This is a genomic window from Bradyrhizobium sp. Leaf396 (assembly GCF_001424605.1).
Lineage (GTDB): Bacteria > Pseudomonadota > Alphaproteobacteria > Rhizobiales > Xanthobacteraceae > Bradyrhizobium > Bradyrhizobium japonicum_C.
Map to the genome: position 1 here is coordinate 386,148 of NZ_LMQJ01000023.1, position 11,533 is coordinate 397,680.

General features: G+C 66.1%; 12 protein-coding genes. 8 read left to right on the forward strand and 4 right to left on the reverse strand.

All coding sequences use genetic code 11. The annotated features are described in order from the left end of the window. Positions 1–31: 31 nt before the first annotated feature. Genes ASG57_RS21960 through lpxK form a run of 4 tightly spaced genes read left to right on the forward strand, consistent with a single transcriptional unit; the run spans position 32 to position 3,308 of the window. Positions 32–274 carry a DUF4170 domain-containing protein gene (locus tag ASG57_RS21960; protein ID WP_024337533.1) on the forward strand — a complete coding sequence of 81 codons (243 nt, stop codon included), beginning with the start codon at positions 32–34 and terminating at the stop codon, positions 272–274. Next, on the forward strand, positions 271–990 hold the full coding sequence (locus ASG57_RS21965; protein ID WP_057197431.1) for a lysophospholipid acyltransferase family protein: 720 nt from the start codon (positions 271–273) through the stop codon (positions 988–990). The genes ASG57_RS21960 and ASG57_RS21965 overlap by 4 nt, the downstream gene beginning before the upstream one ends. Continuing rightward, a complete protein-coding gene (locus ASG57_RS21970; RefSeq protein WP_057197433.1) occupies positions 983–2,299 on the forward strand; it encodes a 3-deoxy-D-manno-octulosonic acid transferase in 1,317 nt (438 codons plus the stop codon). The genes ASG57_RS21965 and ASG57_RS21970 overlap by 8 nt, the downstream gene beginning before the upstream one ends. Next, on the forward strand, positions 2,292–3,308 hold the full coding sequence (gene lpxK / locus ASG57_RS21975) for a tetraacyldisaccharide 4'-kinase (RefSeq protein ID WP_024337536.1): 1,017 nt from the start codon (positions 2,292–2,294) through the stop codon (positions 3,306–3,308). The genes ASG57_RS21970 and lpxK overlap by 8 nt, the downstream gene beginning before the upstream one ends. A gap of 218 nt (positions 3,309–3,526) precedes the next feature. Here lpxK and ASG57_RS21980 read toward each other — a convergent pair whose 3' ends face one another. Then, on the reverse strand, positions 3,527–3,751 hold the full coding sequence (locus ASG57_RS21980) for a DUF2093 domain-containing protein (protein ID WP_024337537.1): 225 nt from the start codon (positions 3,749–3,751) through the stop codon (positions 3,527–3,529). A 215-nt stretch (positions 3,752–3,966) separates the two neighbouring features. On the opposite strand from ASG57_RS21980, the gene ASG57_RS21985 reads away from it, so the two are divergent. Next, a complete protein-coding gene (locus tag ASG57_RS21985; RefSeq protein WP_057197496.1) occupies positions 3,967–4,764 on the forward strand; it encodes a dienelactone hydrolase family protein in 798 nt (265 codons plus the stop codon). Between the two features lie 57 nt (positions 4,765–4,821). On the opposite strand, the gene ASG57_RS21990 is transcribed toward ASG57_RS21985, so the two are convergent. Further along, positions 4,822–5,559: an SDR family NAD(P)-dependent oxidoreductase gene (locus ASG57_RS21990; protein WP_057197498.1), complete on the reverse strand. Its 738-nt coding sequence runs from the start codon at positions 5,557–5,559 to the stop codon at positions 4,822–4,824. 96 nt (positions 5,560–5,655) lie between these two features. On the opposite strand from ASG57_RS21990, the gene ASG57_RS21995 reads away from it, so the two are divergent. Both ASG57_RS21995 and ASG57_RS22000 read left to right on the forward strand, forming a co-directional pair. Further along, positions 5,656–6,435, forward strand: coding sequence for an SDR family NAD(P)-dependent oxidoreductase (locus ASG57_RS21995; protein WP_057197435.1), 780 nt, complete (start codon positions 5,656–5,658; stop codon positions 6,433–6,435). Positions 6,436–6,585: 150 nt separating this feature from the next. Continuing rightward, complete coding sequence (locus ASG57_RS22000; RefSeq protein WP_024337541.1) at positions 6,586–6,954, forward strand: CsbD family protein; 369 nt, start codon at positions 6,586–6,588, stop codon at positions 6,952–6,954. Positions 6,955–7,114: 160 nt separating this feature from the next. Here the strand turns inward: ASG57_RS22000 and ASG57_RS22005 are convergent, their stop codons facing one another. Both ASG57_RS22005 and ASG57_RS22010 read right to left on the reverse strand, forming a co-directional pair. Continuing rightward, positions 7,115–8,842, reverse strand: a complete 1,728-nt coding sequence (locus ASG57_RS22005; protein ID WP_057197437.1) for an SGNH/GDSL hydrolase family protein — start codon at positions 8,840–8,842, stop codon at positions 7,115–7,117. 171 nt (positions 8,843–9,013) lie between these two features. Beyond that, a complete protein-coding gene (locus tag ASG57_RS22010) occupies positions 9,014–10,402 on the reverse strand; it encodes a lytic murein transglycosylase (RefSeq protein WP_200948577.1) in 1,389 nt (462 codons plus the stop codon). Between the two features lie 203 nt (positions 10,403–10,605). Here ASG57_RS22010 and ASG57_RS22015 point away from each other — a divergent pair, with 203 nt between their 5' ends. After that, positions 10,606–11,481, forward strand: coding sequence for a UTP--glucose-1-phosphate uridylyltransferase (locus ASG57_RS22015; protein WP_024337544.1), 876 nt, complete (start codon positions 10,606–10,608; stop codon positions 11,479–11,481). Positions 11,482–11,533: the final 52 nt, after the last annotated feature.

An 11,533-nucleotide genomic window follows, 5' to 3' on the forward strand; every position in this document is an offset into this window, starting at 1 on the left:
TTTGCCGGGCAGCCCGTTAGGAACAGAAGCCATGCCAGATAGCGCCCCGCAACAATTGCTTCATCTCGTCATCGGCGGCGAGCTCGTCGATCTCGAGCACAACACCTTCAAGAATCTGGATGACGTCGATATCGTCGGCCTCTATCCGAACTATGCCGCCGCCCATGCGGCCTGGCGCGCCAAGGCGCAGAGCACGGTCGACAACGCGCAGATGCGCTACTTCATCGTCCACCTGCATCGGCTGCTCGACCCGAATCAAGAACCGGCGCGTTGAAAAAACTGCTTCGCAATACGCTGCGAAGCAGCTGGTTTCAGCGTGCCGTCGGGGTCCTGGCGGCCGAGTATCTGCGTCTGGTCTGGCGGACCAACAAGTTCACGATCGATCCGGCTGATGTCTATGGACGCGTCGAGCCGCAGCTCCCCGCCATTTTCGCGTTCTGGCACGGCCAGCATTTCCTCACGCCCTTCATCAAGAACCAGGACAAGGCCTCCTATCGGGCCAAGGTCCTGATCTCCCGCCATCGCGACGGCGAGTTCAATGCGATCGCCGCCGAACGGCTCGGCATCGGCACCATCCGCGGCTCCGGCGACCATGGCGGGGCGTTCCATCGCAAGGGTGGTGTGGGCGCCTTCAAGGAAATGGTGCGGACGCTTCAGGCCGGTTGTAATGTCGCGCTGACCGCCGATGTCCCCAAGCGCTCGCGCGTGGCGGGGCTCGGCATTATTATGCTGGCAAGGGAATCGGGGCGGCCGATCATGCCTTTCGCGATGGCGACCAGCCGCTTCGTCCGGCTGAAGAACTGGGATCGCACCACCATCAATTTGCCGTTCGGGCGGGGCGCATTGGTCGGCATCAAGGAAATCCATGTTCCACCGGATGCCGATGCCGCCACGATGGAAGCGTTGCGGCAGGAGCTGGAGGACACGCTGAACGAGGCGACCCGGCGCGCCTACGCGCAGCTCGGCCGCCCGGGACCGGAAGATGCCTAAGTCGCTTCCCATTGCGCTGCCGATGACGCTGCGGATGTATCGGCGCCTGGCAACCGGCCTGGTCCCGCTCGCGCCTGCGCTGATCAAGCGGCGGCTGAAGCAGGGCAAGGAGGATCCCGCGCGCGTCGGCGAACGGCGGGGGCTTTCCCGGGACGTGCGGCCGCATGGTCCGCTGGTCTGGATCCACGGCGCGAGCGTCGGCGAGGTTCTGGCCGCGGCGGCGCTGATCGAGCGACTGCGCGATCTCAATCTGCGCATCCTGCTCACCTCGGGCACGGTCACCTCGGCGGCGGTGGTGGCAAAGCGCTTTCCGCCCGACGTCATCCATCAATACGTGCCGTACGATTCGCCGCGCTATGTCGCGCGTTTCCTCGACCACTGGAAACCCTCCCTGGCGCTGTTCATCGAATCCGACCTGTGGCCGAACCTGATCCTCGCGGGCGCGGCGCGCCGGGTGCCTATGGTGCTGATCAACGGACGGATGTCGCCGCGATCCTTCCCACGCTGGCGGCGCATGCACGGCACCATCTCGGCACTGCTGTCGCGGTTCGACATTTGCCTTGCGCAGTCGAAGACCGATGCCGAGCGCTTTGCCGCGCTCGGCGGCCGCGACGTCGTCACCACGGGCAATCTGAAGCTCGATGTGCCGGCGCCCCCGGCCGATCCCGCCAAGCTCGAACGCTTGGCGGCGATGACGCGCGGGCGGCCGATCATCGTCGCTGCCTCGACCCATCCGGGCGAGGACGAGATGCTGGTCGCCGCGCATCGCAGCCTCTCCGGTTTCTTCCCGCAACTTCTCACCGTGATCGTGCCGCGGCATCCGGACCGCGGCTCCTCGATTGCAGGCCTGATCACGGCCTCGGGCCTGAAGCCCAGCCTGCGATCGCGCGAGGAGCTGCCGACGGCCACGACCGACATCTATGTTGCCGACACGATGGGCGAGCTCGGCCTGTTCTATCGACTCTCGGGAGTCGTGTTCATGGGCGGATCGCTGGTCCGCCATGGCGGCCAGAATCCGATCGAGGCGATCAAGCTTGGCGCCGCGGTCGTGCATGGTCCGCACGTCTTCAACTTCAGCGACGTATATGAAGCGCTCGACAGCAGTGGCGGGGCGCGGCAGGCCGACACGCAGGAGGCCCTGGTCAAGCAGCTTGGCCTGCTGCTGGGCGAGCCGACGGTGCGCGAAAAGGTGCAGCGCGCAGGTGGCAACGTGGTCGAGCAGCTCGGCGGTGCGCTCGATCGCACCATGATCGCGCTTGAGCCGTATCTCCTGCAATTGCGGATCGAGATGGGGGCGGCCAATGCGTGAGCCGGCCTTTTGGTACCGGCCACGTTCCCCGCTATCGCTTGTCCTCCGTCCCCTGGGCGCGCTCTACGGTGCCATCACCGCATGGCGCATGCTGCGCCAAGGCGTGGACGCCGGCATTCCCGTGATCTGCGTCGGCAACTACCATGTCGGAGGCGCCGGCAAGACGCCGACGGTGCTTGCGCTGACGAAGCTGCTTCGCGAGCTCGGCGAGACGCCCGTGGTGCTCAGCCGCGGCTATGGCGGGCGCCTGGAGGGCCCGGTGATGGTCGATGGTGCACGACATACCGCGGCCGAGGTCGGCGACGAGCCCCTGATGATGGCGCGCGACGTCGCGGTTGTCGTGGCGCGCGATCGTCTCGATGGCGTCGCGCTGGCGAAATCGCGAGGCGCCACCGTGATCCTGATGGACGACGGTTTTCAGAACCCGCGCCTGCTCAAGGACGTCTCGCTGATCGTGATCGATAGCGAGCGCGGCCTCGGTAACGGCGAGGTGTTTCCCGCCGGTCCCTTGCGTGCGCCGCTGAAGGCCCAGCTTTCGCGCACCGATGCGCTGGTGCTGATCGGCGGCGGCAATGCCGCCAACGAGGTCGCCGCGGAGGTTGCGAAGCGCAACAAGCCCGAGCTGCGCGCCCGCCTGAAGCCCGATGCGACTTCGCTCGCGCAGCTGATCGGCAAGCGGGTCTTCGCCTTCGCCGGCATCGGCGATCCCGATCGCTTCTTCCGCACCCTTCGCGCCAGCGGCATCGATGTCGCCCATACGCGCGCATTCGCCGACCACCACATGTTCTCGATCGACGAGCTCGCTGCGCTCGCGGCGGAGGCGCGGCGCGAGCAGCTCACACTTGTCACGACGGAGAAGGATCTGGCGCGCTTGCGCGGCGGCGCGGGAGTGCCCGATGACATCGTGCCATTCGCCGTCCGGCTCGACTTCGATGATCCGGCCGCGCTCCGGAGATTGATCAGCGATCATCTCTACAAGGCGCGCGAACGAAGGTTCTCGAGGCCCTGATTTCGGACGGCTTGGCTCGCCATCCATCGTTCGCCATTCAGACCACATTCATCGCAGCGATCCTATGGATTCCATACGACCGAAGGATTCGATGAAATTGAACGATGCCGGGGCCTCGATCTCATACAGCGGGCAAAGCGAAGCGTGCCCCCCTTGTTCGTGTTGGTCTTCGCGTGAGAGCGGGCATGGCGCGTTGCGCCTTTGCCCAATCTACGACATCACGACTGTTTCTGCGCCCCGGGAAAGTGCCGCTGCAGCACCGCGGCGGGCGTAGCGTAGGCCTCCTGCAAATCAACGCTCCAGTACTTCAGCTCGTCGAGCGGGATTCGCGTCCCGGTGATCGCGCAGCGCACGAACGTCCCCGGCGAGATCACGCGGAAATCGCCGTCGAGATACTGCACCTGCGCTTCGCCATGGCCCGAGGGGCCGAACTTGTTCAGCACGGTCGAAAGTCTCCGCGGAAGGCCTCTCTCCACGTAAGGCCTTGGAGGGGCACGATGTTGACGGGATGTAGCATAGATAGGGTGGATTGTCCGCCCGTCAAATCCGCCGGTTCATGATGTCTTGCCATCGTTTCCGCTTGATAATACCTCGGGTGAAGGGGGGCCGGTTCCGGGGCCTGCTTCGTCAGGGTCCGCGGCGCCTGCCGCCGGCCGCCATGTTCCTGGCGCTGCTGATGTCGGCCGCGTGGGCCGCGCCGGCACCGCAGCCGGTGGACATTCCGATTGCGTCCGGGATTCTCCATGCGCAGCTTTACAAGCCCGAGGGCGCAGGGCCGTTTCCGACCGTGATCGCGCTGCATGGTTGCGGCGGCCTCGGCGGCCACTCCGATCCCGTGTTGCCGCGCTACCGGGCGTGGGCCGAGCGTCTGCTCAAGGTCGGCAATGCCGTGCTGCTGCCCGACAGTTACGGCTCGCGCGAGCTCGGGCCGCAATGTCGCGTCAAGGAAATGCACGTCAAGGCGCGGCGCGACCGCGTCACCGACATCGCAGCCTCACGTGCCTGGCTGATGAAGCAGAGCTGGGTGGCGCGCGACCGCGTCAGCCTGATCGGATGGGCGAACGGGGCAAACGCGCTGCTCTGGGCCGTGCGTCCGCAGAGCGCGGCGCGCGATCTCAGTCCGGATTTCCGCGCCGCGGTTGCGTTCTATCCGGATTGCCGGATCTCGGCGGGTTTGGGATGGAGCACGCGGGTGCCGACGCTTGTGCTGATCGGGGCCGCAGACGACGTGTCGCCGCCGCCGGCCTGCCGTCAGATGGTGGATGGCGCGCGCGGCCGCAGCGCCCTCGCGCGCATCGTGGTCTATCCCGGCGCCGATCACGATTTCGACCGCGCCAGCATGCCGCTTCACGCCGGCAGCAGCGATGCCGCCGCGCCCGAGCGCGGTCATCTCGGCATGGATGCCAAGGCGCGCGCAGCTTCGCAGAAGGACGTCGCGCAATGGCTGGCGCGGTGAGCGCGGCGCCGCAACCGGGCTGATGCGACGCGCAATCCCCGCTACAAGGCCGGCACGTTACAAGATGAGCCCGCCATCGACGACCAGCGTCTGGCCGATGATGTAGGATGACAGCGGCGAAGCCAGAAACAGTGCCGCGCCCGCCATGTCGGCCGGCGTGCCCAATCGCCGCAGCGGGATGCGCGCGAGCGCACCTTCGAGCCGCTTCGGATTGTCGGTCGTCACCTTCGTCATCTTGGTGTCGACGAGCCCCGGGGCGATGCCGTTGACGCGGATGCCGTCTTCGGCCCAGGCTTCGCCCAACGTCCGCGTCAATCCGACCGCACCGGTCTTGGAGGCGTTGTAGGCGGGATTGCCCATGGTGGAATGATAGGCCGCGGTCGAGGACACGATGATCAGCGAACCCTTGGAATCCCGCAACATGGAATGGAAACGAGTGGCGCAGGCCATCAGGCTCATCAGGTTGACCTCGACCACCTTGCGAAAGCCGGCCATCTCGAACTCGCCGCGGCGATAGAGCACCGCGCCCTGCGCGAGCACGAGCACATCGAGCTTATCGAAGGGCGGCCTGAACGTCTCGATCGCGCCGGCATTGCTGACGTCGAGCTGGTCATAGGCAAGGCCCGTGAGATCGGAGCCCTCCTCCGCAGAATATTCCGTTGCGCGAGCGCGCGTCCCGCAGACCGCGACCTGCGCGCCCCTCGCGCGAAAGGCCTGCGCGATGCCGTTGCCGATGCCGCTGGAACCGCCGATGACCAGCACCTGCTTGCCTGAGAAATCGAGCTCGTTTGCCATCGTGGCCTCCCCTTTTGTCTTGCTTGTTTGACCTGTCTGCGGATCGATGCCAGCCTTGTCAATCATAACAAGAACAAGCACCTCGCGAGGAGACCCATGTCCGACTTCAAAGAACTCAGCCGGTCTGTGAAGGGCCTGACCGTACTCGTCACCGGCGCAGCCAGCGGCATGGGGCGCGCAACCGCGCGCGTGTTCGCCGCCGAGGGCGCGAACGTCGCCGTCACCGATTACGACGAGCAAGGCGCGCATGCGCTCGCCAGGGAAATCGCGGCGAGCGGTGCGTCTGCCAGGGCGTGGAAGCTCGATGTCGCCGACGGCGGCGAGATCAAGAAGGTGGTCGGCGATATCGCCGCGCATTTCGGCGCACTCGATATCATCGTCAACAATGCCGGCATTTCCGTGCGTGTCGCGATCGACGACGAGGCCTATGAGGACGCCTGGGCCAGGAGCATTGCCGTCATGCTGACGGCGCATCCGCGCATCATCCGCGCTGCACTGCCCCACTTGCGCAAGTCGAAAAGCCCGCGCATCGTCAACATTGCCTCGACCGAGGCTCTCGGGGCCACCGCGCTGCACAGCCCGTATTCGGCAGCGAAGGGCGGCGTCGCGAGCCTCACGCGCTCGCTCGCCGTGGAGCTTGGCCGCGAGGGCATCACGGTCAACTGCATTTGTCCAGGCCCGATCCGCACGGCGATCACTGACCGCATCTCGGAGGAGCACAAGACCATCTACGCCAAGCGCCGCACCGCGCTCGGCCGTTACGGCGATCCCGAGGAAGTCGCGCATATGACGCTGAACCTGTGCCTGCCGGCCGCGTCCTTCCTCACCGGCGCGGTGATACCGGTCGACGGTGGGCTGATGGCGCGGAATGCGTGAGAGCCATCGATCTCGGCCTCTCGCCTCGCGCAGGACCGTTCCCCGCCTGCGCTTTCGCTCTATCCGGGCACGCCTCCTACACTTTCGTAACGACGTGGAACTGGGCTGCTTCTGATCGGTTACCCCGGCTGACCATCGAGGAGGATCATCATGGACACGGATCGGATTGTTGGGTCGGCCAAGGAATTCGCCGGGCGCGCCGAAGGCGCGGTCGGAGACATGGCAGGCGATGCGAAGACACAGGCGTCGGGCAAGGCGCGGGAAGCCGCGGGCACGGTGCAGAATCTCTACGGCCAGGCCAAGGATGCCGTGCGTGATGCCACGGACACCGCGGCGAGCTACGCCAAGGACGCTTACGAGAACAGCGGCGATACCTTCCGCGACGGCTCGAAGGCTATCGCGCAGAAGGTGCAGGACAATCCGCTCGGCGCGCTGCTGGTTGCCGGCGGCATCGGCTTCGCGCTGGCGCTCCTGATGTCGCGGCCCGCCCGCCGCCCGCCACAGCGCTGGCGCTATTAAGGCGGACCGGAAAGCTCACCTGCTCGTGCCCCGGAAGCAGCGCAGCACCCAGTGATGCGCTGTTCACCCGGGGCCGATTCTTTGCTGAACCGGAAGGCGGCGGAGCCCAGCTCTGCGGCATATCGCAAAGAGTCTCGCGACGCGCCGGGAACGAGATCGATTACCGGAACATCTCCGCCGATCGCCCGACGTTGCCAGGCGGACGCGGGATCGGAGGGCTTTGCGCTGGATTGCGCAGTCCCGGCGGCGGCGCGAATTGACGCGGGGGAGGTTGCGGAGAACCGAAGCCGAAGAAATCCCGAAATGACGGTGAGGCCTGTGCAGGCTGCTGCTGGGGCTGCTGCGGCGGCATCGGCGGCTTTTTCGGCGCGAGCTTCGGCGGCGCGACCGCGGCGGCCGCTCCCGGCGGACCCTGAGCTGGGCCGCCCTCCGGCGTCGTTGCGGCCATGGGCGCATCGCCCTTGGCCTGCTCCCGGCCGACTTCCCGGCGCGGCCAGGCGTAATCGTCAGCGCGGCCGGCAGGCGCCGCAAGCGGCTCACCCTTCACCATGGTCTTCGCAGCGAGCGCATCGACGGCAGCGGGACGCGTCCCGGGACCGCCAAGCAATTGATCGGTCGAGATCGAGGCTGCGACCAGCGGCACGATCGGCCCGGCCAGCGGCCGGGGCGCGGGCTTGCCCGGCTCGGCGCTGGTATCGGGAGTGGCTGGCTCGCTCGGCAGCGCGATCGGGCCGGAGCGGCCCGCGAGCAGGCGCGTAATCTCACGCTCGACAAAGTGCGCGAGCTTGCGCGCGCCGGCCTTGGTGAAATAGACGCCGTCCGAGCTACGGAGCTGACGGATCTGACCCTCGAAGTCCGGGCCCTTCTGAAGGAAGCGCCCCGCTTCGTCGACAAAGCCGTCCCACACGTCGACATAGGTGATCCCGGCCTTGGCCGCGCCTTCGCGATAGAGCGAATTCAGGAACAGCGTGTCCGCGGTGCCCTTGGGGCCGCGAACTGCAGGCAGGCCGACCCAGAGCACCGGCACGCCTTTCGACTTGAGGATGTTGGCGAGCTCCTCGATCTTCTTGCCGTAGAGTTCGACCCAGCGGTCGTCGCGGAATTCGTAGAGCCCGTTGGGGTTGCGCGCCGTCTTCTCCGGCGCTGCGGCCGGCGTATCGGCATTGTCGGCGTCGTCCTGCGGCAGATCGGCATCGGCAGGCTTGTCGTCCGGCTTGGCGGCACTCTCGGCGCCCGGCTTCGTCTCGCCGGGTTTGGCCGGCTGCTTGGCGCGCGCCGCTCTGTCGTGCTTCTTGTCCTTCTCTTTATCCTTTTCCGTGGCCTTGTCCGGTTTGTCGGCTGCGGGCTCGCGGATTGCGGCGCGGTCGTTGAGCCCGAGCATGACGACAATGACATCAGGCCTTTCGGTCTCGAGGATACCCTTCGCCGCGGCCGCCCAGTCGGAGGGTTCACCCCTTGGCTGGTACTTGATCAGGCCCGAATTCGTCCTGTGCTTGCGGATCACGCCCATGTCGGGCTGCTCGACGTAGGCGTCTTCCAGGCCATAGGCGAGCCAGTCGGCCATGGCGTCGCCGATCACCAGCACGTTCTTCTCAGGAATGGTGTCCCGCTTGGCCGGCGCCGGCGCGCGCGAAAAGTCCTGGCGCGGTGCTTGCGGCGGCGGCTGTTGGAACGGTGCGAAGAAATCTCCGCCGAACCAGCCGCCACCACCTCCGCCGCCCCTCGGCGGCGGTGGCGCCGCGCGCTGCGGCGGTCCGCCGAAGCCCGGGAAGTTGAAGAATTGCGCAGAGGCTGGCGCTGCGATCGAGACCAGGATCGCAAGCGCCGTCCCCAGCGCGATCAACGGGCCGGTCTCGGTCAGCGCCTTGAACAGGGACTTCTTCGACATGCGATCTCGGGCACGCGCAATGGGGGATCGAATTTAGCTCGATATAATAACGGAATCAGGCGCCAAGCGGGCAGATTCTCTTGCGGATTCTTCTGCCATGCACCGGAGAACGGCTGGCGGCGTCAAGCCGGCCTGCCGAAAATCCGGTTCAGGGTTACTTTCCGCGCGATTTTACCGCCCGCGGAGCCGGTCCAGCATGTCGGATGAAGCGAATCCGTCCGCGGGCGCCCCGATCGAGGCCTGGAAGTGGCGCAACGCCTCACGGGTCTGGCCGCCGAACTGCCCGTCCGGGGTGCCCTTGTAGAAGCCGCGCTGCGCCAGGAGCTGCTGCAGTTCCAGCCGCTCGGTGCGCGACAGCTCCCGCTCCTGGCGGGGCCAAGGCTGCACGAAGGGTTGCCCGCCGCGCAAGCGGTCGGCGAAATGGCCGATCGCCAGCGCATAGGCCTCGGCCGGGTTGTACTTCATGATGACGCGGTAGTTCTGCAGCATCAGGAAGCCCGGCCCTTGGGCGCCGGCCGGCGCCAGCAGGTAAGCCTTCTGCGAGGGATGTGGGAAGGGCTGGCCTGTCGCCCGCTTGAGCCCGAGCTTTTCCCAGTGCGCGATCGGCATCGCCTTGGAGCGGTCGGCCAGCATGTAGTTGAAGCCCCGGGGCACCACGACCTCGTAGCCCCAGGTTTGGCCCGACTGCCAGCCGTCCTTCTTGAGATTGTTGGCGGTCGATGCAATCAGGTCGGCGGGATTGTCGACGACGTCGCGCCTGCCGTCGCCATCCCCATCCACCGCGAACCGCTTGAAGGCGGTCGGCATGAACTGCGTCGGGCCGAAGGCGCCGGCCCAGGAGCCGCGCAGCTGCTCCGGCCTGAGATCGCCGCGATTGAGGATCTCCAGCGCGGACAGGAACTCGTCCTTGAAATAGGCTTGGCGCCGGCCGACGCAGGCGAGTGTCGCGGTCGATTGCAGCACGCTGCGATCACCCATCTGCGTCGAATAATTGGACTCGATTCCCCAGATCGAGGCGATGATGTAGCGGTCGACGCCGGTGGCCCTTTCGGTCGCGTCGAACTGCGCCTTGTACGTGGCGAGGATCTCGCGGCCCTTGGCGAGACGGTTGTCGTTCACGAGAATGTCGAGATAGTTCCAGATCGACTTGGTGAACTCCGGCTGCGAGTCCATGAGGTCCATGATGCGCAGGTCAGGCGAGAGCCCCGCGGTGAAGCGCTGAAAGTTGTCCTGCGTGATGCCACGCCGTGCAGCATCGGGCCACATCGCCGCGACGCAATTGCTGAAATTGCCGGCTGCCTCGCGGATCGCGGCGGCCGTCATCAGCGGGTGGCCGGAGGCGCCATCCTCGCCGCTCCAAGGCAACGGTCCGGTCTGTGAGCCGCCGGGGCTCGGCGCTGCTTGTGACGGAGCGGGGTTGGGCCCCGAGAAGATGCCGCCGAACAGATTGGACAGGCCGTTCTGCGCCTGGGCGTGCGCGCTGGCCGGCAGCAGCAAGGCCGCCGCGATCATCGTTGCTCCGGCCACAAAGCCTGCCCGCGCTGCCACTGATTGCATCATGTCCCACCCGTCGGCCCGAGAAATCCGCCACAGGAGGCCTGGTTAGCGTTGCCAATAACTTAACAAAGGTGAAATTTTGGTGACGGCCTTTTTCTTAAGTCTGTCGGGGCGAGGCCCCACATCCGCCTTTGTTGGCGGCTGCAAACAGGCTAGCAAGGTGCATTGCTCCGTTCCCATGTGCTCCCAGGTATTCGATCAATCACATGAAGATTCGCAAAGCCGTATTCCCAGTCGCCGGCCTCGGCACCCGCGTCCTGCCCGCCACCAAGGCAATGCCGAAGGAAATGCTGACCATCGTCGACAAGCCGCTGATCCAATACGTCTATGATGAGGCGAGGGAGGCCGGCATCGAGCATTTCGTCTTCGTCACGGGCCGTAACAAGAACGTCATCGAGGACCATTTCGACCGGATGTTCGAGCTCGACACGACGCTGGCCGCGCGCGGCAAAAAGGCGGAGCAGGACATCCTGGCCCAGAACCAGCCCGAAGCCGGCGCCGTCAGCTTCACCCGCCAGCAGGCGCCGCTCGGCCTCGGCCACGCGGTCTGGTGCGCGCGCGACATCGTCGGCAACGAGCCGTTCGCCGTCGTGCTGCCGGACGAGCTCGTGCTCAACACGCCCGGCTGCCTGAAGCAGATGATCGAGATGGCGGCCTCGCTCGGCGAGAAATCCAATCTGGTCGCGGTCGAGGCGGTGCCCGATCACCTGACCCATCAATATGGCATCTGCGGCGTCGGCAAGCGCAACGGGAAGATGTTCGAGGTCGACGGCATGGTCGAGAAGCCGGCCAAGGGCACCGCGCCTTCCAATCTCTCGATCACCGGCCGCTACATCCTGCAGCCGGAGATCTTCAAGATCCTGGAGACCCAGGAGCGCGGCGCCGGCGGCGAGATCCAATTGACCGACGCGATGATCGGGCTTGCCAAGTCGCAGAAGTTCTACGGGGTCGAGTTCGAAGGCGAGCGCCACGATTGCGGTTCCAAGCCCGGCTTCCTGCGCGCCAACATCGCCTACGGCATGAAGCGCCCGGAATTGCGCGACGGGCTGATCGCGGAGATGAAGAAATATCTAGGGCAGTAGCGAGCGTTATCTCTCCACTCGTCATTGCGAGGAGCGAAGCGACGAAGCAATC

What these genes read in the sequence shown, in the direction of transcription:
- ASG57_RS21960 (WP_024337533.1), top strand. Translation starts at nt 32, where the DNA reads ATGCCAGATAGCGCCCCGCAACAATTGCTTCATCTCGTCATCGGCGGC.
- ASG57_RS21970 (WP_057197433.1), top strand. Translation starts at nt 983, where the DNA reads ATGCCTAAGTCGCTTCCCATTGCGCTGCCGATGACGCTGCGGATGTAT.
- lpxK (WP_024337536.1), top strand. Translation starts at nt 2,292, where the DNA reads ATGCGTGAGCCGGCCTTTTGGTACCGGCCACGTTCCCCGCTATCGCTT.
- ASG57_RS21985 (WP_057197496.1), top strand. Translation starts at nt 3,967, where the DNA reads ATGTTCCTGGCGCTGCTGATGTCGGCCGCGTGGGCCGCGCCGGCACCG.
- ASG57_RS21990 (WP_057197498.1), bottom strand. Translation starts at nt 5,559, where the DNA reads ATGGCAAACGAGCTCGATTTCTCAGGCAAGCAGGTGCTGGTCATCGGC.
- ASG57_RS21995 (WP_057197435.1), top strand. Translation starts at nt 5,656, where the DNA reads ATGTCCGACTTCAAAGAACTCAGCCGGTCTGTGAAGGGCCTGACCGTA.
- ASG57_RS22000 (WP_024337541.1), top strand. Translation starts at nt 6,586, where the DNA reads ATGGACACGGATCGGATTGTTGGGTCGGCCAAGGAATTCGCCGGGCGC.
- ASG57_RS22005 (WP_057197437.1), bottom strand. Translation starts at nt 8,842, where the DNA reads ATGTCGAAGAAGTCCCTGTTCAAGGCGCTGACCGAGACCGGCCCGTTG.
- ASG57_RS22010 (WP_200948577.1), bottom strand. Translation starts at nt 10,402, where the DNA reads ATGATGCAATCAGTGGCAGCGCGGGCAGGCTTTGTGGCCGGAGCAACG.
- ASG57_RS22015 (WP_024337544.1), top strand. Translation starts at nt 10,606, where the DNA reads ATGAAGATTCGCAAAGCCGTATTCCCAGTCGCCGGCCTCGGCACCCGC.